The following is a 19,571-nucleotide window of genomic DNA, read 5'->3' as shown; positions in this document are numbered from 1 at the left end:
GGGGGGAGCGTCTGTGGCGGTGTAGTGAGCATTCGCCCCTCTCCCCAGCCCTCTCCCACGAGGGGAGAGGGGGCAGATAAACTCCCGCGACGTCCGGTAGGTGAGGGGCAAACAAACGCCCCAGACGGCCGGTAGGCGAGGGGCACAATATACTCCCCTCGCCCCTTGCGGGACAGGGAATAACCACCCACTGCCGGAAGCAGTGCAGTAGCCCCTCGCCCCTGGCGGGGGAGGGGTTGGGGAGTGGGGGAGCGTCTGTGGCGGTGTCGTGAGTTTTCGCCCCTTTTCCCAGCCCTCTCCAGCGAGGGGAGAGGGCGTCACTTCTTCTGTTGAATGAGGTCAAACCGTGATATCCCGTAATGACATCCTTGAAACCCTGAACACCTGGCTCAGCCCGGACAACTTCCAGGATTATTGCCCCAACGGGCTGCAGGTTGAAGGCACCGCGCAGGTCAAGACGCTGATCAGCGGGGTCACCGCCTCGCAGGAGCTGATTGACGCGGCTGTTGCCGCCGACGCCGACATGCTGCTGGTGCATCACGGCTATTTCTGGAAGGGTGAAGACCAGCGGGTGGTGGGCATCAAACGCAACCGCATCCACACCTTGTTAACACACAACATCAATCTGGTGGCTTACCATCTGCCTCTGGACGACCACCCCGAGCACGGCAATAACCGCCAGCTGGCGCAGGTGCTGGGTATTCAGCATGCGCGCCCCCTGGATGGTCTGGTGTGGCAGGGTGAGCTGGCCAAGCCACTGACTGTGGCGGAGTTGAGTGAGCATCTGGCGGCGACGCTGGGGCGGGTGCCGCTTCATGTGGGCCGGGGGGCGGATAAAATCTCAACCCTGGGATGGTGCACCGGGGCGGCGCAGGGCTACATCAGCAAGGCCCAACAGGCGGGGCTGGATGCATTCATCAGTGGCGAAATCTCCGAGCCGACCACGCACTTTGCCCGGGAGGCGGGAATCCACTACTTCGCCGCCGGTCACCACGCCACCGAGCGTTACGGGGTGCGTTCGCTGGGGGAGGCGCTGGCCGCCCACTTCGGGCTGGCACACCGGTTTATCGATTGCGACAACCCGGTGTAACGGCCGCTGATGGCAAGCGGGGCCGAGGCCATCAGGCCTTGGCTTTTTCCCGCAAACCGAAATCTTCTGCCAGGGTGCCTTTTTCGGCGGGATCCGATTTGGGTGCGTAGTCTCTGGGCGGCTCGGCAGCGGTTTTGTCCGGGTCCGCTTCCAGGCGGGCGCGGGGACTGTCTACGTCCAGCTCTTCGAGCCAGTCCTCGTCGTTGCACAAACGGTTGGCGCCGCGCGCCATGTGCTCGTTCACATCCCTGTAGGTGTCATTGAACCGGCGCAGCAAGTGTGCAGATTCCATAAAGTGTTCGTTTACCTGGGCCTGATAGCGAGTGTACTCGTTTCTCAGTTCATCAATCTGCTGCTCGGTTCTGCGTTGACGCAAATTGGCGCCTTGCCCGGAGCGGCCGACAAACACACCGATAACGACGCCCACAATCAATGCTGCAACTGCTGCCAGAATCAGGTTGGTCATACGCTGTCTAGTCCTTTGGTTTGCTGAAATGGCTGAACGATCGCCCTCAAGTATACCCTTGCAGAGCCGAGACGCCCATGGATAGAGCTTAAGCCAATTGCCCCGTTCTTCAAAATAGTTATTTACCGCGCCGGCGAATCCTGCCCCGGCGTGGCGATTGCCATGAAAATCAGCGACAATAGCCCACCGTTAATTTGGCGTAATCTACCGGGCCTAGAGCCCCGCTTGCCTCAACTCTGTTCGTTCATAAAACTTCGGAAGTATGCTTGATGACACCTTGGGAGCGTTACCAGCAAGACCTGACCCGGCCGGATTTTCTCCGGGACGCAGCGCAGGAAGATGCCGTGCGTCGCCTGCAGGCCCTCTACGATCAACTGGTTGCGGCCGAGAGCCAGCGCCGCAACCGGCTCAGCCGGTTGCGGAGTTCAATACGCAGAACCGGCAAGCGTGAACCCATCAAGGGGTTGTACTTCTGGGGTGGGGTGGGGCGCGGCAAGACCTATCTGATGGATACGTTTTACGAGGCCTTGCCGTTCGAACGCAAGATGCGGGTGCATTTTCACCGGTTCATGCAGCGGGTGCATCAGGAACTGGCCAGTCTCAAGGGGCAAAAGAACCCGCTGCAGCAGGTGGCCCGGCGTCTGGCCGATGAAGCCCGGGTGATCTGTTTTGACGAGTTTTTTGTCTCCGACATCGGTGACGCCATGATTCTGGCCACACTGATGGAAGCGCTGTTTGAGCGCGGGGTCAGCCTGGTGTGTACCTCCAATATCGTTCCCGACGGCCTCTATAAAGACGGCTTGCAACGGGCCCGCTTCCTGCCGGCCATCGAGCTGGTCAAAAAACACACCGACGTGGTCAATGTTGACGGGGGCGTCGACTACCGTCTGCGGTCCCTGGAGCAGGCGCAGCTGTTCCATTATCCGCTGGGGGAGGGGGCCGATCTGAGCATGCGCGAAAGCTACGATCAGCTCGCGCTGGACGCCGGAAACCATGCCCTCGAACTGGAAATCAATGGCCGCAAACTGCAAGCCCTCGAGCACGCGGATGACATAGTCTGGTTCGATTTTTACGAGCTGTGCGACGGTCCCCGCAGTCAGAACGATTACATCGAGCTGGCCCGTGAGTTCCATGCGATTCTGGTCAGCAATGTGCCCATACTGGACAGCCGCAAGGACGATCAGGCGCGCCGTTTTATCAACATGATCGACGAGTTTTACGACCGCAGCGTCAAGGTTATCATCGCCGCCGAGGCGCCGATTACCGAGCTGTACAAGGGCGAACGGCTGGCCTTCGAGTTTGAACGCACCGAATCGCGGCTGCTGGAAATGCAGTCAAAGGAGTACCTGCAAGCGCCTCACAAACCCTAGTGCAGGTTCCCACTCTCTGAGGGGCCTTTATTCTCACCCCCCCACTCCCCAACCCCTCCCCGCCAGGGGCGAGGGGCCAATGCACTGCCTCAAGCTTTGGGTGTTTGCTCCCCTCACCCTCTGTAGAAGAGGGGCCAAGGGGCTAATGCATCGCCTCAGGCTTTAAGTGTGTACTCCCCTCGCCCCTTGCGGGGGAGTGGGGGAGGGATTACTGCGGTCAATCAGCCCCGCTGGTTCCGCAACCGAATGTTGTCTATAGTGATTGGCGCGAGGAAATCCGGTGCAATTAGCACAAAATCATACTTTTGACTGATCAAAGCGCATACGGGCGTTGGTTATAGTGCCAACATCAATAGCACTGTGCATGAAGCCTCCAATTTCGTGAACACCAATAAACAGAGCACCGACTCAGAACAACAAATGGAGTAGCCTTCCAATGACAAGAAAAACACTTCTCGGGCAGCCGTGGGCAAGATTGCCGTTGGCGGTCGCGGTCGCCGCCACGCTGTCCGGTCAGGCGTCAGCGTTTTCGTTTTATCTGGGAGACGTGGAAGCCGCCTTCGATACCACCCTGTCCGCCGGTGCTACCTGGCGCACGGAAAACCCGAACAAGCGTCTGATTTCCCAGGGCAACCTGGGGCCAGAGTTTGCCGGCACCACCACAGGCTCCTCCAGTAACAACTTTGACGACGGCAACCTGAACTTCAAAAAGGGCGACACGGTATCGAAGATCGTCAAAGGCACCAGTGAGTTGTTCCTGAGTCACGACGTCAACGGCGATCTGCTCACCCGGGTGGGGGGGCTGGTCAGAGGACGCTACTGGTATGACTTCGAACTCAAAGACGAGCGCCGCGCCCTCGACGACGTGGGCCAGCGCCGCCGGCTGAATCCGGCCGCCCGGGCGAACGCCTCCGGGGCCGAGTTTCTGGACGCCTATGTGTTTTCAGACTGGTACCTGGGGGAGGTGCCGCTGAGCGTGCGTTACGGTAATCAGGTGGTCAGCTGGGGTGAGAGCACCTTTATCCAGGGGGGCATCAACAGCATCAACCCCGTGGACGTGCCCGCGTTCCGTGCCCCGGGGTCCCAGTTGAAAGAAGCCCTGCTGCCGGTGGAAATGCTCTATCTGTCGGCCGGGGTGACCGAGAACGTCACCGTCGAAGCGTTTGTACAGACCGACTGGGAACCCACCCGGCCGGACGATTGCGGCACTTTCTTCTCCACCGTTGATTTTGTGTCCGATGGCTGTGGCCCGGTCCTGCTGGCCGGTCAGTTGCCTGATTCGCAAGCCTTCGCCCAGGGGTTTATCGCCCCCCGTGTCGGTGATGAGGAACCCGATGAGAAAGACCAGTTCGGGGTGGCCTTGCGCTGGTACGTGCCCGCGCTGAACGATTCCGAAATCGGCCTGTACTACATCAAGTACAACAGCCGTCTGCCCTACATCAGCGGGGTGGTGAACAACCCCTCCGCGCCGGTGAGCGGGCAGGACACCAACCCGAATCAGCCCAATACACGCTTCCCGAGCTACTTCATTGAATACCCGGAGAACATCAACCTGTACGGCATCAGCATCAACACCACGACGCCGGGTGGCTGGTCGCTGGGCGGCGAATACAGTTTCCGCGACAACGTACCCCTGCAGTGGAGCGCGTTTGAGCTGATCTACGGTGGTCTGCAATTGCGTGATCCCCTGACGGGCGAACCGGTGAGTAAACTGGAGCAACAGCGCCTCGAGGAACTGGACGGCAAGATAGCCGGCCGGGCGGTGGATGGGTACGACCGTTTCAAGGTGTCTCAGGCCCAGTTCACGCTGATCAAATTCTTCGATCAGGTCATGGGGGCCAGTCGCTTGTCGTTCGTGACCGAGGTGGGCGCCACCTATGTGCACGGCCTGCCTGATCTGGACGAAGCCCGTTATGGCCGCTCCGGTAACTTCGGTATCGGCACCCTGGCGGATGGCAGCGGTAACGACATCTGTAAAGCGATTCCGGGGGAGTCGACCGGTTTGAACCTGAACCCCGCCAACTGCACCAACGACGGTTTCACCACCAGCTTCTCGTGGGGCTACCGGGCGCGCCTGGTGTGGGATTACCCCAGTGCCATTGCCGGTATCAACCTGGCACCGCAGCTGGCCTGGAACCACGATGTCAAAGGCTACGCGCCTCAGCCTGGGGGTAACTTCATCGAAGGCAGCAAGGCCATCGGGGTGTCGTTGACCGGCACCTACCAAAATGCGTATTCCGGAACCATCGGTTACACTAATTTCTTCGGCGGCACGCCTTATAACGAAAACGTCGATCGGGATTTCATCAGCGCCAGTGTTTCCTACGCGTTTTGATCGCCACGAATTCGTTGAACGAGGTAATTTACATGAAGCGAAACACCAATCTGATAGCAACCGGCATACTCGCCGCGACCCTGTTTGCCGGCAGTGCCCAGGCAGCCGTGTCGGCCAGTGAGGCCGCCAAGCTGGGGGATACCCTGACCCCGATGGGGGCCGAGAAAGCCGGTAACGGCGGAGCCATCCCGGCCTGGACCGGCGGGCTGCAGCAAGCCCCCGCCGGCTACAACAACGACGGCATTTATATCAATCCGTTTGCCAGCGACCAGCCCGAGTTGGTGATCGACCAGAGCAACGTCGACCAGTACGCCGACAATCTGTCCCCGGGGCAGGTCGCCATGATCCGCAAGTACAGCGATTACGTGCTACCGGTCTACCAGACCCGGCGCACCGCCCGTTACCCCGAAGCGATCATGGACGAGACGGTGGCCAACGCCACCCAAACGACCCTGATCCAGGATGGCAATGGCCTGGCCAATTACCAGAATGGGGCGCCCTTTCCCATTCCGCAAAATGGCCTGGAGGTGGTCTGGAACCACATTACCCGTTACCGGGGCGGCTCGGTCCTGCGTAACATTGGTCAGGTAACGCCGCAGGCAAACGGGGCCTACAGTGTGGTCAAGTTTCAGGACGAGCTGACCTGGCGTACCGGGTTGTCCGACTTCAAACCCGATGAAGACCAGAACGTGCTGTTCTACTTCAAGCAGTCGATCACCGCTCCGGCCCGTCTGGCGGGCAACGTACTGCTGGTCCATGAAACTCTTGATCAGGTGACGGAGCCCCGTCGTGCCTGGGTTTATAACGCCGGTCAGCGCCGCGTCCGCCGCGCCCCGCAGGTGGCCTACGACGGTCCGGGTACGGCCGCAGATGGCATGCGCACCTCGGACAACCTGGACATGTTCAACGGCGCGCCCGATCGCTACAACTGGGAACTGGTTGGCAAGAAGGAAATGTACATCCCGTACAACTCCTACCGACTGGCCGACCGTGATCTCAGCTACAAGGACATCATCAAAGCCGGTCACATCAATCAGCAGTTAACCCGCTACGAACTCCACCGGGTGTGGCATGTGCGCGCCACCCTGAAGAGCGGCGAACGGCATATCTACGCCAGGCGGGACATATATTTCGATGAAGACACCTGGCAAGCGGTGGTCATCGATCATTACGACGGTCGCGACGAACTCTGGCGCGTGGCCGAGGCGCACAGCATGCAGTTTTACGATCAGGACGTCCCCTGGTACGCCATCGAAGTGCTCTACGATCTGCTGTCCGGTCGTTATCTGGCGCTGGGTCTGACCAACGAAGAGACCAACCCGTACCAGTTCAGCATCCAGCGCACCAAACGCAACTACACGCCGGCCGCTTTGCGCCGTTCCGGTACCCGTTAACAGGCACCCACCGAACTGGATTAGCGGCAGGCTTCGGCCTGCCGTTTTTTTATGGGCAATTGACCCACGTATCAATCTCCCGTCAATGTTTTTGCAGATCCCTGCTTTGTCTGGTCTAATTTGCTAACAGACTCATACTAAAGGCGTATCCGGACCTGCAAGCTACTGAACGAGGGCGTGATTGAACGTGTTTGATGAGAAATCAGCAGCCAACGACGGACCTGCGCTTGGCGCTTTGGGCCAGGACAGCCCCGCGGAGCTGGTCTGGGAACTGTTGAAGCACCGCATCAAAGCACCCCGACCCGTGGCCGGCTTTCTGGCGCGCCCCCTGTTGCTGGACAAACTGCGGGCCGCGGCCAGGCCGGGTGGCATCCTGCATCTGGAGGCGCCTGCCGGGTATGCCAAAACTCAGACCGCCTGCGCGGCCTTTGCCTCGACAGAGCAGGGAGCTGAGGCCGACCGAACCCGCTGGCTGACCCTGAACGAGCACGATAACGACCCCTTCCGGTTTCTCGGGTTGTTGCGTCTGGCGCTGGGTGATGCGCCGGAACACACCCGCTTTCAGGCCGATCACCGTCAGGGCCGGGCGCTGGATGCGCTGGCCATGCTGTTGCAGGAATTTGCAGCTGCCACCGCCGAAGGTGAGCTGGCGGACAGAATCCTGGTTCTGGATAACATCGACTGGTTGCAGCATGGCGCACTGGTGGAGTTGCTGGAGTTTCTGCTCGCCGAACTCCCGGATACCCTGGCGCTGGTGCTGATTTCCCGCAAGCCGCTGCCGTTCAGTACCCACCGGTTCGAACTCGAACAGCGCTATGTGCGCATCGGCTCCCAGGAGCTGGAGTTTTCACGCACCGAAACCGCTGCGCTCTTCGCCCCGGATTTACAGGCCAACCTGCTGACCCAGGTGGCCATCGAGAACCTGTACAGCCAGACGGAGGGCTGGCCTACCCCCCTGGCGCTCTACCGGCAAGAGCTGGTGGCGCGCCAGGTGCACCGCAAGGCCCTGCATGAAGCCACCAGCGTCGACCGGTTTTTGTACGACTGTGTGTTCGCTCTGTTGACCCCGGCGCAGCGGCAATCACTGCAGATCATGGCGGAGCTTGAATACCTGTCCGATGAGCTGTTTGCCGCGGTGGTGGACGCCCCTGCTGATACCGCCCTGGGGCCGTCCGCGGCGGTGGCCCGGGGGCTGCCCCTGCGCACGGCGGCCGGTCGGGGTCGCTGGTACCGGTTCAATCCGCTGGTGCGGGCCTGGTTGGGGTTGCTGGCGCCGGCCGGGCGGGAACAGCGTGCCGCGCTGGCCAGTGAGTGGCTGGAACAGCAGGGGATGTTCACCGAAGCCTTACAGTACGCACTGATCAGCGGCCAGGTGGCGCGGGCCATCCGTGTGGCCTCGGAAGGCTCGGAGTCCCTGTTGTTGAGTCAGGACACCGCATCCCTGTTGCGGCTGCGGCAGTCACTGCCGGCGGGGCTGATCCAGCGCAGCCCCCGACTCAGAATCGTCTATGGCTGGGTGCATGCTTTGGGGGGGCAGTTTACGGAAGCACGGGCGCTGCTCGCCGGATTGACGCCCGCGGAGCAAGCCAGTCTGGAAGACCGCCTGTGCGCGCTGCGGGCGTTTATTAATCGCATGGAAGGCCGGGTCGATGAGGCGCTGACAGAGGCGTCCCGAGCACTGGAATTTACCGAACTGTCCACCCACGCGAGGCTCATCTCTCTGTTGGTCAAATCCAGTGTGCTGTGTGTGCAGGGCCGCTTTCAGGAAGCCCGCAACGACAGCCGAAGTGCCTCAAAGCTGGCCCGGCAGAGCGGCGATCTGGGCTCCGAAGTGCTCGCCGTCTACACTCACGCGCGCATCGAGCTGGGCAAAGGGGCCCTGCGTTACGCCGAACAATTGCTGCGTACCGGGCTCGACACCCTGATCAGTGACAGCCAGCGGCCGTTGCGGGCCGGAGAAATCCGTCTGCAACTCAACCTGGTGCTGGTGCTCTGGCATCAGGGCCGGATCGACGAGGCGGATACCCTGCTGGTCAAGGTGATCCGCCACGCCGAACAAAACCGGGACGTGTCCTTGCTGATGGCGCTGGCCCTGCGGGTGCTGATCTCCAAATCACGGGGCGACCTGGAGGATGCGTTTTCCTGGATTGGTCACGCCGAGCGCACCATGCACGCCTGGCATGTGGACGATGCGTTTCATGTGCCCGTATTGGAGGCGCTGAAAACCAGCTGCTGGCTGCAACTCGGTTATAGCGAAAGCGTCCGTCAGGCGTTAATCACCCTGAAACCATACTCCGACAATCACTATGTGCCGGAATTGTTTCCCATGCTGCCCGGCATGCTGGACACCCTGGAAATTCGCCAGTCGCTGGCGACGGACCAGCTGGAACTGGCGGCGAGCCAGCTTGCCGGTCTGCGTGTCGTGGAGGACCAGCCGGCGGGGCTGGCCCTGCATCTGGGGTTACTGGAAGTGGCCCTGACTGGCCGGCAGGGGGCCAAAAGCAAAGCACAAGCCTTACTGGTGCAGCAGATCCGCGAGGCCGAGACCGAACATTACCTCAGCCCGTTTGTGGAACTGCGGGAGGAACTGGCGGAGGTGATGGCGCCGGCGCTGGCCACCATGCCCGCCAGCGGATTCACCGACCAGTTGCGCACCTTTTACAACCTGTCCACTGCGGCAGACGGTGCCGCGCCACTGGCCGAGCCCATCAGCGAGCGTGAGCTGGGGGTACTGGAACTGATCGCCATGGGGTTGTCCAATCAGGACATCGCCGACCAGCTGCATATCTCCCTGCACACCGTGAAGACCCACGCGCGCCGCATCAACGCCAAGCTCGAAGTCCGCTCACGCACCCAGGCGATTGTCCGCGCTCGCGAGCTGGGTATCCTCCCCGGATTTTAACTGCTCAATGCGCTGGTCCTTGGCGCTCCAGAGGTCGGCGACCCAGGTGATGAAGGCCTTCTGCGCCTGACGGTCGTTCTGGTAATCCATGCCCAGAAATTGTGGGGGAATCTCGACGGTTTGCACATCCACGATGATGTGGGTGATGCGTCCACACAGGTAATCCCAGATGCCAATGCGATGCTGGCCCGGGTACACGATGGTGATGTCCAGCATGGTGTGCAGGGTGTCCCCCATGGCACCGAGTACAAACGCCGAGCCCCCCGCCTTGGGTTTCAGCAGGTGTTTATAGGGCGATTTCTGGGCCGCCTGTTTGGCCGGGGTCAGCCGGGTGCCTTCCATAAAATTGAACACGGTCACCGGGGTGTGTCGGTATTTTTCGCAGGCCAGGCGCGTGGCTTCCAGGTCTTTACCGCGAAGTTCGGGGCGCCTGGCGATCTGCTCCCGGGAATAGCGGTGCATAAACGGGAAATCCAGCGCCCACCAGGCCACTCCCAGCAGCGGCACCCAGATGAGCTCTTTTTTGAGAAAGAAGCGCAGCATGGGGATGCGGCGATTCAGCGCGAACTGGATCGCCGGAATGTCGGTCCACGACTGATGGTTGCAGGTGACAAAATACCAGTGATCCCGTGTCAGATGCTCCACCCCGCGAATGTCCCAGTGGATGTTGTGCAGCAGCCGGGTGATCAGGTTGTTGAAACTGGCCCAATTGCTGGCAATGATGTTCAGGCCGATGGTGCAGCCCTTGCGCACCGGGGGCAGGGGCACCACCAGTTTGACCAAGGCCAGCAACAGTAACAGGGGGAAAAATAGTAACGTATGGAACAGGATCAGCAGCGCGGCAAGGCCACCTTTTATCGGCGCTGGCAAAAAACTGAGCATGTCGGGGTCTCCGGATCAGAATGATGCTGGGTAAAATCGGTTACTGTTAACCTTCGGACGCCGGGGCATCCGCAGATTCGACCCTGGGCAAGAGGTCGGCGGAGCGGGCCGCGGTAACCAGCCGGGTCAGTGTCTGCGGTTGCACACCCGCAACGCTCCGCGCAAATTGCTGGTCATAAAAACTCAGGTTATTAAACCGGATCATACTGCGAATTTCATCAATATAGGGCTGGCCCCGCTCGGAGTAATTCATCAGCCCCGCCGCCAGTGTAACACCGTCGGCGAGGCGTTCCTCGTCCCGGTGCCGTGCGCGCAACTCGCGCAAGTGCTGGTAGGAAGTGTGGCGGTTCAGGTTCTGGATGTAGGCGCGCACCGATTCGTAAGGTGAGCGGAAGCGGGCGACTTCGTGGAGGGCGCCTGCTACCCGGCCGGTGGGCACCAGGCCGCAGCCCTTGGAAAAGCACCATTGCCCGAATAGATTGTTGCCGTCGCGGGCAAACCGGGACGTGCCCCAGGCCGATTCATTGGCCGCCTGCGCCAGCACCAGCGACGGCGGCATGGTGTCCAGCCGCCGCCCGAGAGCGGTAAACATGGCGTCACTGGCCAGAGCCGCGTCCACTCGCAAACGTTGGGCTTGCGCCGACAGCCACGCCTGCTCGGCCGCTGTGAGCCCGGCTTTGTTCTGCAGCGTTAACAGGTACTCGCGCTCCAGCAAGATGCGACTGTTGGCCAGTACAATACGGGGGTAGAGGAAGGAGAAGAACGCGGCTTTTTTTTTACGTGGTGTCGGCAATCACCGAAAAGTCCGGCAACGGCGCCCCGGCCCAGGACGGCAGGGGGGGCAGACTGGCAAGCACCGGCGCATCGATCTTCGTTTCGCTGGGGGCAGGGCGGTAATAGGTGCCCCAGAGGGCAAAGCAAAGCAACGGAAACAACAGCAAAAAAACGCGACTGCAGGCGGACATGGAGCCCCTCATCTGAAAAAAACATGTCGCGATTATAACAGGTTATAAATCGGTGATGGCAAAGGGGACAGACTCTAGTCTGTCCCCTGTCCGCGCGGGGGCATCGGTCGCTCCCCGTCTGGGGTCAGAAATAGATCTTCAGGCCGGCCAGCAACCCCTTGTCGAGTTTGATGCTGCCGGGGCCGTCAAAGTCGGATTTCAGATAGCGGTAGCCACCGAAGAGTTCCGCATTGCGGATGACCCGGTAGCTGGCCCGCAGCTCCAGACTGGTGAGGCTGTCGGTATCGCCAAAGGACAGAATGCTGGGGGCATAGTGGGCCGACCCGTGGACCGAAAAACCGGGCAGGGTGGGGATATTGACGGTGGCGAAGCCGCCCAGACCCACCGCGCCGCCGTCGAGCCGGTCATCGTCCCAGCCCACCGCACGCATGCCGATCCCGGCGGTGGTCGGCAGGTTGCCCAGCGCAGTACGCCCCTGGGCGTGAAAATCCACATTGCCGATGTGGCGGCCGCCTTCGTGGTAAGTGTAGCCGGCACCCAGCTGCAGATCCGACCGGGACTCAAAGAAGTTTACCTGGCCTTTAACGGAATCGTTGGTCAGGCTCAGGTCAAAGTCTGAGGCGAATACCGGAGCTGCCAGCAACGACAGGGCAACAAGCGGAATACGACAGTGCTTCATGCTGTTTCCTTTCTGGTTAGTAAACTGGGTTGATGGCGGCATAGTAGCCGCGCCGGGGCAGGGGCTCAACTTACAAGGGTGTAAGTTGTTCCTCCCACGCCGGTTGCACGGTCAGTGCAGGTCCTGGTGGTGATTGCCCTGATCAAGGTCATCCGGATCCACGTTTTCCGCCGGTACCCGGTACTCTTCGTTGGCCCAGGCTCCGAGATCAATCAGTTTGCAGCGTTCGCTGCAAAACGGGCGGGTCGGGTTGCCGGTGTCCCATTCGCAGGGTTTTTTACAGGTAGGGCAATTAACAAGCATTCAGGGTACAACCTCAGCGTATTGTTCCAGGACCGCCCGGAGCATATCGATATTAACCGGCTTGGCGACGAAGGAATCCATCCCCGCCAGACGGCAGCGCTCTTCATCTTCTTCCGTGGCGCTGGCTGTCAACGCCACCACCGGCACCGGGGTGCGTTGTTCTGCCTGTTCCCAGGCCCGCAGCCGGCGGGTGGCTTCAAAACCGTCCACTCTGGGCATAATACAGTCCATAAAGATGATATCAAATGGGTGCCACTGCCACAGGCTCGCCGCCGCCTCACCGTCGTTGGCGGTCATCACCTCGCAGCCCAGTTTTTCCAGCAGGCGGCGGGACAAAGTGCGGTTCACCGGATTATCTTCCACCAGCAAGACACGCCACTGACGGCTGGCAACCGGACTGCGCCGCTCCTGAAGGGTGTCGGTTTGCAACGAGAAACGGGTCAGGAACTGACGGTCCTCGTTGGCAGCGTCGGCAAACAACTGGTGCAGCATCGGCGCCAGGCAGGATTCCCGCAGGGATTTACTCAAAAACGCGTCGGCGCCGGCCTGACGGAAGTATTCCGCATCGCCCCGCTGCGGGTTGGAGGAGAGAATCAGCAGGCGGGTGTTGCGCCAGTCGGGGTTGCTGCGAATCTGCTGACACAGCAAATCGCTGTCCATGTCGGGCACAAACCCATCCAGGACTACCCCGTCAAACACGTTCCCGGTATCCGCCGAGGCCCGCAGGGCGGCCAGCGCATCCGCGGCCGAGCGCACGGCTTCAATGTCTACGTCGTGGCGAGACAGCATCTCCAGGGTGATCTTGCGGGACAACTCATAGGAATCGACCACCAGAATTCGGCGCCGGTTGACCATGCGGGTATCCGGGCTGCAACGGGTCGCACCGTCGGCCGCGGCGGCCAGGGTCACCTCCACCCAGAAGGTGCTGCCCTCACCGGGCAGGCTCTCTACGTGCAGGGAACCCTTCATCAGCGTGACCAGCTGGCGACAAATCGTCAGCCCCAGCCCGGCGCCGGGCAATTGCCGTTGGAACCGCTGCCCCAGCTGCATGTAGGGTTCGTACACCAGCGGCAGATCGTCCGGATCAATGCCCACGCCGGTGTCCTCGACCGCCAGACGCAAACGGACGTCCTCGCCCTGGCGACCGAGCACCTCGACGCTGATCAGCACGTGGCCGGAATCGGTGAATTTGATGGCATTGACGGTCAGGTTGATCAGCATCTGCCGTAACCGCACCGGGTCGCCGATCAGTCGGAACGGCAGGTTTTCATCGACCCGCAATTCCAGCGCCAGACCCTTGTCCCGGGCCCGGGAGCCCAGCATGTGCACCATGTCATTCAGGGTTTCCCGCAGATCAAACGCTATCTCGTCAAGCTCCAGCTTGCCGGCCTCAATGCAGGAAATATCCAGCAGGTCGTTAACAATGGACGACAGGTTCTCGGTGGCGTTCTGCAGGGTGTGCACGTACTCCCGCTGCTCCTGATCCAGCCGGGTCTCTGCCAGCAGGCTGGCGTAGCCGAGGGCCGATTGCAGGGGGATTCGCAGTTCGTGGCTGATGTTGGCCAGAAACTGGTTTTTGGCGTGGTTGGCGCGCACCGCCTGATCCCGTTCATCCTCGGACTTGCGGGTGCTCTGCCGCAGATGGTCGGCGTCGTTGAGCAATTGCTGGCGCATGGTGTTCAGGGCCTGCTCCATTTCGCTGAGCTCGTCGGAGTGTTTCAGCGGTTTGCGCTTGAGTTGGAGCGGCTCGATCAGTGCGTCCATGTTCAGCCGTGCCGCGTAGCGGGCCATGGCCTCCATGTGCCGGGACAGCGTGAACCGCACGATGGCCAGCAGCCCCAGGGAGCCCAGCATCACCACCAGCGACTGGAACAGCAAGGTATACAGGGCCCGGCTGAGCAGATCCTGATAGGCCTGCTCCAGCGAAGACACCAGAGTCAGCTCCCCCAGGTTGATCGGTTGCCCGGTTCTGGGCAGGGCCCGGGTAAGGGTAAAGGTTTGGGTTACGTGGCGGCCGGCGGGAACGCTCCCGGCGGACAGGCGTTCCTCGTCGCTGATGGCGAGGCTTGCGAATTGAATGCTGGGCAGGGTGAGGAGGGTGTCCAGGGTGCTGGCGGCATCCCTGTAATTGAGCACCCAGATGTCATGGCTCAGGTTGCCGGCGGTCAGGTCCACCGCCCGCTGCTGGATGGTCTCCAGATGAGTGGTGCGGCTGGCGAGTTCCCCCATCAGTTGCAGGCCGGTCGCCAACAGCGACAGCGCCAGGCTGAACAGCAGCACATACACCAGCAGCCGCGCGGCCAGTGGGCGGACACCGATTTTTTTAAACGTACCGATCAATGGCAAAATGTACGGTCCTTTTGAGCAACCCCGGCCAGCAGTCTAACAGACCGTCAGCACCTCGACACCTGCCGCCGCACCGTCCACCGCCAGGAACCGGAACCGCACGTTCAAATCGTACAAATGCGCGCCGTAAATCCGGTCCTCGTCCCGGCCGCGGCGGAACGAGGGGCGCGGGTCGTAACTGACCACATCGTTGATCAGACCGCGCAGATCCGGGTAGCGTTGCGGGGGCAGTGCCGCCAGCTGCCGCTCCGCTTCGGCGCTGAAATGAACCGGTAGTTGCTCGGCAGGGGCTGCCTGAGCCCAGTCAAGCCGGGCGTCCGGCAGCGCATCGGCAAACGGCAGGTAAGGCTTGATGTCGAGGATGGGGGTGCCGTCAATCAGGTCGTGATCGCGTATGTTCAGGATCAGCTGTTGGTCGCGCCGCACCAGGCCCTCGTTTTTGACCACCGACAGCCCCAGGCTGTTGGGGCGGAACGGGGAGCGGGAGGCAAATACCCCGATTTTCTGGTTGCCACCCAGCCTGGGGGGGCGCACCACCGGCCGCCATTCCGCCCGGATGGCCTGGTGAAACTGGAACGTCAGCCACAGGTGGCTGCAGGCTTCCAGCCCCCGGAAGGCGTCCTCCCGATCAAACGGCGGCTGGATGCACAGTTCAGCCCAGGCGTGGCGGGTCAGTCCGGGCTGGCGCGGCACTCCGAACTTGTCTTTGAAGCAGGAGCGGGTAATGGCAATGGGGGTCAGGGTCAGGGCGTCGGCGGCCGGTCTGGAAGGGTGGCGGCTCATCGGTTCAGATTCCCGGAAAAATACAGCTCCATCCGCAACAGGAGCGAGGCCTCGTCTTTATAACTGTTCTCCCGCACAAACTCGATCGCCGGGATGATCTCGCCGAACAGCCAGTCGCCGTGAAGGCGGTAGCGGAAGGTGATATCCCCATAGGCGGCGGTGGAGCGCCAGTTGGGTTTGCTTTCACCGAGCGCACCAATACGGGGGTTCAGACTGGCCCGGTTACTCAGCTGCTTGTGGAAATTGAAATTTTGCGACATCACAAACTCCGAGTCCCGGTGGACCCACTCCAGCTCGGACGACGCCAGAAAATGCCAGCCGTTGCCGATTGGCCGGCCGAACCCCAGCCAGCTGCGCTCGCCCCAGCCGGATTGATGAAAATAAAAAACCGTTGGTCAGCAATCATCAGCCAGTGCTCATCCAGGACCCACTGTTTGCGCGCGGTGGTGCGCCAGAACGCATCGGCGGGGAAGCGCAAGCGAACCCCCAGATCGGTGCTCAGGTTGATGGCGTCGCCGATATCGGACAGGTAACGCAGCGCGCCCGTAGCGCCGGTGGAAGTGCGCTCGTCTTCGGTCAATTGCCGGCTGCGGCGTCGTTCTGACTGGGGGATCAGCTCGTCGCTCTCACTTTCGATGACCAGGCGCAGTTTTTCCTTGACCGTGGGCGCATCCAGACGGAAGCGGGCTTCGGGTTTGAATCCGGCCAGCTCCCGGTAACGGGATTCGGTGGCAAAGCCCACACGCAGATAGCTGCTGTTGCCCGGCACGGCGATGGGGCTGCCGGCAAGGGTGCGGTCGGCCCACTCGCCGAACGCCTGCACCATCTGGGCATTGGTGCGTTGCTGCCCGAGCACCCAGTTGCTGAATCCCAGCCAGTAGCTGTCCAGGGGTTCGGCCCAGTGTTCGTCCGGGGTGAAATCGTAAAAATGGGGCGGAATGGAGTCGACAGAAAGCAGTACCCGGGCGGGTGGCGGCGCAAAGGAGATGATCTCATCCGCGCAGGCCAATGAGTTGACGGCCAGACCGGACAGGCACGCCAGCAACCGGGTGAGCCAGAGCGGAAGCTGGCAGCGTAGGAATCGGGCGGCGGACTGATTTCTCAAGTGAACCTTCTTGGGAACGGTGGCTGTGTCCCGTTATTCTAGCTGAACGCCGCCACAAATTGCCGATGCAAACGTAAAATCTGTTCCGCCACGTCCGCCAGGGGGCGGTCATTGTCGATAATGTGATCGGCCCGGGCGCGGCGCGCTTCCCGGGGCAGCTGGGCCGCCATGATACGCTCCACCTGAGCGCGGTCATTGGCGTCGCGGGCCATGGTGCGGGCGATCTGGGTCGCTTCCGGGACGTCCACCACCACCACCCGGTCAACCAGTTCGTGCTGGTCGGTCTCCAGCAACAGCGGCGTGACCAGCAGCGTGTAGGGCAGGGGGTAATCCCGCGGTTGCAGCTGGCGCAGCAATTCCTCGCGGATCAACGGGTGCAGCAACTGCTCCAGCCAGCGTCGCTCGTCCGGTGCATTGAACACGATCCCCCGCAGTGCCGCCCGGTCGAGGGCGCCGTCTGCCGTCAGAATGTCTGCCCCAAAATGCCCGGCAATGGCTGTCAGCGCTGCGGTGCCCGGCGCCACCACCTCCCGGGCGACCACATCCGCGTCCACCCAGTGCACCCCAAGGTTGCCAAACATCCCCGCCACGGTGGATTTCCCCGAGCCGATACCGCCGGTAAGCCCAACAATCGCCAATCCAGACCCCTTTTACTTCTGGCAGGGGACAGACTTAAGTCTGTCCTCGACATACTACACGCATCAGGGGACTGGCTTCAGCCCGCCCCCGGCTACTATACCCCCAGATACCCAAACCAGAGGGCTTGAATCTCCGGGCCGAACCACAGGCACAGCACCCCCGCTGCCGCCAGATAGGGCCCGAAGGGAATCGGCACTTCCCGGCCATGCTTGCGGAACACCATCAGCGCAATACCAACCGCCGCGCCGACCAGCGACGACAACAGAATCACCGCCGGCAGCAAACTCCAGCCCAGCCAGGCCCCGAGCGCCGCCAGTAGCTTGAAATCCCCGTGGCCCATGCCTTCCTTACCGGTCACCAGTTTGAACAGCCAGTACACCGACCACAGCGATAAATAGCCGGCCACCGCCCCCCAGAACGCGCTGTCAAACTCGCCAAGCACCCCAAAATAACTCAGCAGCAACCCCAGCCACATCAGCGGTAAGGTCATGCTGTCCGGTAACAACTGGGTGTCAAAATCAATCACCGTCAGCGCCACCAGCGCCCACACCAGCACCAGCGCCCAGAGCCCGGCAACCGAAGGCCCCAGCGCCAGCACGGTAATCACTGAAAGCACCGCGGTCGCCACTTCGATCAGCGGATAACGGGGGGAAATTGCCGTCTGGCAGGCGGCGCATTTGCCTTTCAACAAAAGATAGCTGAGCAGCGGAATGTTCTGCCAGGGTTTGATCCCATGGCCGCAGGCGGGGCAACTGCTGTTCGGCGACGACAGAGTGACTGGCGTATGTTTGACCCGTTGCGCCTCCGGCACCTCCAGCAGGTCCTCGCACTGGCAGCGCCAGTCCTGCTCCATCATCTTCGGCAGGCGCAAAATCACCACATTCAGAAAACTGCCCACGCATAAAGAAACCAGCACCACCGCGGTATAGAGCAACCACGGCGTGTTTACAAACGTATTGAGATCAAGCATCAGAACGATAAAGCCTTAAGGTAGAAGAAAACCGGGGACAGACTTAAGTCTGTCCCCGTCTTGCTCAGACATTGGGTGTTTACCCCCTCTCTCCTCGTGGGAGAGGGGGTGTGGAACCATCACCCAACCACGCTACCCATCTGGAAGATCGGCAGGTACATGGCAATGATCAACCCGCCCACCAGCACCCCCAGCACCGACATAATCATCGGCTCCATCAGCGCGGTCAGGTTGTCCACCATGTCGTCAACCACCCCTTCGTAATGGTCGGCCACCTTCTCGAGCATCTCGTCCAGATTACCGGATTCCTCACCAATCGCGGTCAATTGCACCGCCATCACCGGAAAGACCTCAACGCTGCGCATGGACGCCTGCAGCTGGGTACCACTGGCTACATCGTGTTTGATTTTCATGATCGCATCGCGATACACCGCATTACCGGTGGCCCCGGCAACGGAATCCAGCGCGTCCACCAAAGGCACCCCGGAGGCGAAGGTGGTGGACAGCACCCGGCCGTACTTGGCCACGGCGGATTTGTCGATAATTTCCCCGACCACCGGCAGTTTCAGTACCAGCCGGTCGACCAGATCAGAAAACTTCAGCGAGCGCCGCACTGCTTCCTTGAACAGAAACAGGGTACCGACGATGCCCAGCAACACCACAAACCACCAGGATTGCATCCAATCAGAGAGCCGCACCACCATCTGGGTAAATACCGGCAGGTCCGCGCCAAACCCCTGGAACAGGCTCTCGAACTGCGGCACCACCTTGACCAGTAGAATGGCGGTTACGATGAGTGCCACCACCACGACGGCAATGGGGTAGGTCATCGCTTTTTTGACCTTCTTTTTCAGCTCTTCGGTTTTTTCCAGGTATTGGGCCACCCGGTCGAGCATCTCTTCCAGGGCGCCGGCCTTTTCACCGGAATCCACCAGGTTGCAATACAGATCGTCAAAGTGCTTGGGGTGGCGCCGCAGCGCGCCCGCAAAGCTGGTGCCGGAGGCCACGTCATTGCGCAGCGCCATCACCAGTTCCTGCAGTCCCTTGTTGTCCATGCCGTCGGCAACGATGTCAAAGCTCTGCACCAGGGGCACCCCGGCTTTCATCATGGTGGCAAGCTGGCGGGTCAGCATGGCGACGTCAAACGGGGTGATTTTTTTGCTGCCCCCAAACAGCGGCTTGGGCTTCTTGCGGACCTTGCCGGGGAAAATGCCCTGTTTGCGCAATTGCGCTTTCACCAGCGCAGTGCTGACCCCCGAGATTTCCCCTTTGGTTTTATTGCCCTTGCGATCCTTCCCCTCCCACACGTAGGCGGAGAGTTTCTGAGCTTTTTCTGCCATGC

General features: G+C 61.2%; 18 protein-coding genes. 5 read left to right on the top strand and 13 right to left on the bottom strand.

Annotation, left to right across the window (positions count from 1 at the left end):
* Positions 1-346 precede the first annotated feature (346 nt).
* Complete coding sequence (locus tag BG841_RS01050; protein ID WP_070055964.1) at positions 347-1,090, top strand: Nif3-like dinuclear metal center hexameric protein; 744 nt, start codon at positions 347-349, stop codon at positions 1,088-1,090.
* Positions 1,091-1,121: 31 nt separating this feature from the next.
* Here BG841_RS01050 and BG841_RS01045 read toward each other — a convergent pair whose 3' ends face one another.
* Positions 1,122-1,556, bottom strand: coding sequence for a YhcB family protein (locus tag BG841_RS01045; protein ID WP_070055963.1), 435 nt, complete (start codon positions 1,554-1,556; stop codon positions 1,122-1,124).
* A 269-nt stretch (positions 1,557-1,825) separates the two neighbouring features.
* Between BG841_RS01045 and zapE the strand changes: the two genes are divergently transcribed.
* The 4 genes from zapE to BG841_RS01025 all read left to right on the top strand — a co-directional run bounded on the left by zapE (position 1,826) and on the right by BG841_RS01025 (position 9,557).
* On the top strand, positions 1,826-2,926 hold the full coding sequence (gene zapE, locus BG841_RS01040; RefSeq protein ID WP_070055962.1) for a cell division protein ZapE: 1,101 nt from the start codon (positions 1,826-1,828) through the stop codon (positions 2,924-2,926).
* Positions 2,927-3,362: 436 nt separating this feature from the next.
* Positions 3,363-5,261, top strand: coding sequence for a DUF1302 domain-containing protein (locus BG841_RS01035; RefSeq protein ID WP_070055961.1), 1,899 nt, complete (start codon positions 3,363-3,365; stop codon positions 5,259-5,261).
* A 32-nt stretch (positions 5,262-5,293) separates the two neighbouring features.
* Complete coding sequence (locus BG841_RS01030; protein ID WP_070055960.1) at positions 5,294-6,655, top strand: DUF1329 domain-containing protein; 1,362 nt, start codon at positions 5,294-5,296, stop codon at positions 6,653-6,655.
* Positions 6,656-6,842: 187 nt separating this feature from the next.
* Complete coding sequence (locus BG841_RS01025; protein WP_228141695.1) at positions 6,843-9,557, top strand: LuxR C-terminal-related transcriptional regulator; 2,715 nt, start codon at positions 6,843-6,845, stop codon at positions 9,555-9,557.
* Here the strand turns inward: BG841_RS01025 and BG841_RS01020 are convergent.
* From BG841_RS01020 to BG841_RS00975, 12 genes are all read right to left on the bottom strand, one after another.
* Positions 9,501-10,439 carry an acyltransferase gene (locus tag BG841_RS01020; RefSeq protein WP_070055958.1) on the bottom strand — a complete coding sequence of 313 codons (939 nt, stop codon included), beginning with the start codon at positions 10,437-10,439 and terminating at the stop codon, positions 9,501-9,503. The genes BG841_RS01025 and BG841_RS01020 overlap by 57 nt on opposite strands.
* A gap of 46 nt (positions 10,440-10,485) precedes the next feature.
* Positions 10,486-11,232: a glucosaminidase domain-containing protein gene (locus BG841_RS01015; RefSeq protein ID WP_322853350.1), complete on the bottom strand. Its 747-nt coding sequence runs from the start codon at positions 11,230-11,232 to the stop codon at positions 10,486-10,488.
* Positions 11,216-11,404, bottom strand: coding sequence for a hypothetical protein (locus BG841_RS17575; RefSeq protein ID WP_322853349.1), 189 nt, complete (start codon positions 11,402-11,404; stop codon positions 11,216-11,218). Before BG841_RS17575 ends, BG841_RS01015 begins: the two co-directional genes overlap by 17 nt.
* Positions 11,405-11,528: 124 nt before the next feature.
* On the bottom strand, positions 11,529-12,083 hold the full coding sequence (locus BG841_RS01010) for a YfaZ family outer membrane protein (protein WP_070055957.1): 555 nt from the start codon (positions 12,081-12,083) through the stop codon (positions 11,529-11,531).
* Between the two features lie 111 nt (positions 12,084-12,194).
* On the bottom strand, positions 12,195-12,386 hold the full coding sequence (yacG, locus tag BG841_RS01005) for a DNA gyrase inhibitor YacG (protein ID WP_070055956.1): 192 nt from the start codon (positions 12,384-12,386) through the stop codon (positions 12,195-12,197).
* Complete coding sequence (locus BG841_RS01000) at positions 12,387-14,732, bottom strand: hybrid sensor histidine kinase/response regulator (protein ID WP_228141559.1); 2,346 nt, start codon at positions 14,730-14,732, stop codon at positions 12,387-12,389.
* 36 nt (positions 14,733-14,768) lie between these two features.
* Positions 14,769-15,515, bottom strand: a complete 747-nt coding sequence (tsaA, locus tag BG841_RS00995) for a tRNA (N6-threonylcarbamoyladenosine(37)-N6)-methyltransferase TrmO (protein ID WP_070055955.1) — start codon at positions 15,513-15,515, stop codon at positions 14,769-14,771.
* Positions 15,512-15,775, bottom strand: a complete 264-nt coding sequence (locus BG841_RS17245; RefSeq protein ID WP_228141558.1) for a hypothetical protein — start codon at positions 15,773-15,775, stop codon at positions 15,512-15,514. Before BG841_RS17245 ends, tsaA begins: the two co-directional genes overlap by 4 nt.
* Positions 15,775-16,620 (bottom strand): hypothetical protein, encoded by an 846-nt coding sequence (locus BG841_RS17240; RefSeq protein ID WP_228141557.1) that lies wholly within the window; start codon positions 16,618-16,620, stop codon positions 15,775-15,777. Before BG841_RS17240 ends, BG841_RS17245 begins: the two co-directional genes overlap by 1 nt.
* Positions 16,621-16,658: 38 nt before the next feature.
* Positions 16,659-17,258: a dephospho-CoA kinase gene (coaE, locus tag BG841_RS00985; protein WP_070055954.1), complete on the bottom strand. Its 600-nt coding sequence runs from the start codon at positions 17,256-17,258 to the stop codon at positions 16,659-16,661.
* 95 nt (positions 17,259-17,353) lie between these two features.
* Positions 17,354-18,229: a prepilin peptidase gene (locus BG841_RS00980; protein ID WP_070055953.1), complete on the bottom strand. Its 876-nt coding sequence runs from the start codon at positions 18,227-18,229 to the stop codon at positions 17,354-17,356.
* 119 nt (positions 18,230-18,348) lie between these two features.
* A complete protein-coding gene (locus BG841_RS00975; RefSeq protein WP_070055952.1) occupies positions 18,349-19,569 on the bottom strand; it encodes a type II secretion system F family protein in 1,221 nt (406 codons plus the stop codon).
* Positions 19,570-19,571 lie beyond the last annotated feature (2 nt).

Source organism: Marinobacter sp. X15-166B, from assembly GCF_001752365.1.
Classification (GTDB): Bacteria; Pseudomonadota; Gammaproteobacteria; order Pseudomonadales; family Oleiphilaceae; genus Marinobacter.
This window is presented reverse-complemented; position numbering and strand designations above follow the sequence as displayed.

Bases quoted from the DNA above. Each gene is read 5' to 3' on its own strand.
- BG841_RS01045 (WP_070055963.1), bottom strand. From the start codon at position 1,556: ATGACCAACCTGATTCTGGCAGCAGTTGCAGCATTGATTGTGGGCGTC.
- zapE (WP_070055962.1), top strand. From the start codon at position 1,826: ATGACACCTTGGGAGCGTTACCAGCAAGACCTGACCCGGCCGGATTTT.
- BG841_RS01035 (WP_070055961.1), top strand. From the start codon at position 3,363: ATGACAAGAAAAACACTTCTCGGGCAGCCGTGGGCAAGATTGCCGTTG.
- BG841_RS01030 (WP_070055960.1), top strand. From the start codon at position 5,294: ATGAAGCGAAACACCAATCTGATAGCAACCGGCATACTCGCCGCGACC.
- BG841_RS01020 (WP_070055958.1), bottom strand. From the start codon at position 10,439: ATGCTCAGTTTTTTGCCAGCGCCGATAAAAGGTGGCCTTGCCGCGCTG.
- BG841_RS17575 (WP_322853349.1), bottom strand. From the start codon at position 11,404: ATGTCCGCCTGCAGTCGCGTTTTTTTGCTGTTGTTTCCGTTGCTTTGC.
- BG841_RS01010 (WP_070055957.1), bottom strand. From the start codon at position 12,083: ATGAAGCACTGTCGTATTCCGCTTGTTGCCCTGTCGTTGCTGGCAGCT.
- yacG (WP_070055956.1), bottom strand. From the start codon at position 12,386: ATGCTTGTTAATTGCCCTACCTGTAAAAAACCCTGCGAATGGGACACC.
- tsaA (WP_070055955.1), bottom strand. From the start codon at position 15,515: ATGAGCCGCCACCCTTCCAGACCGGCCGCCGACGCCCTGACCCTGACC.
- BG841_RS17245 (WP_228141558.1), bottom strand. From the start codon at position 15,775: ATGTCGCAAAATTTCAATTTCCACAAGCAGCTGAGTAACCGGGCCAGT.
- BG841_RS00980 (WP_070055953.1), bottom strand. From the start codon at position 18,229: ATGCTTGATCTCAATACGTTTGTAAACACGCCGTGGTTGCTCTATACC.
- BG841_RS00975 (WP_070055952.1), bottom strand. From the start codon at position 19,569: ATGGCAGAAAAAGCTCAGAAACTCTCCGCCTACGTGTGGGAGGGGAAG.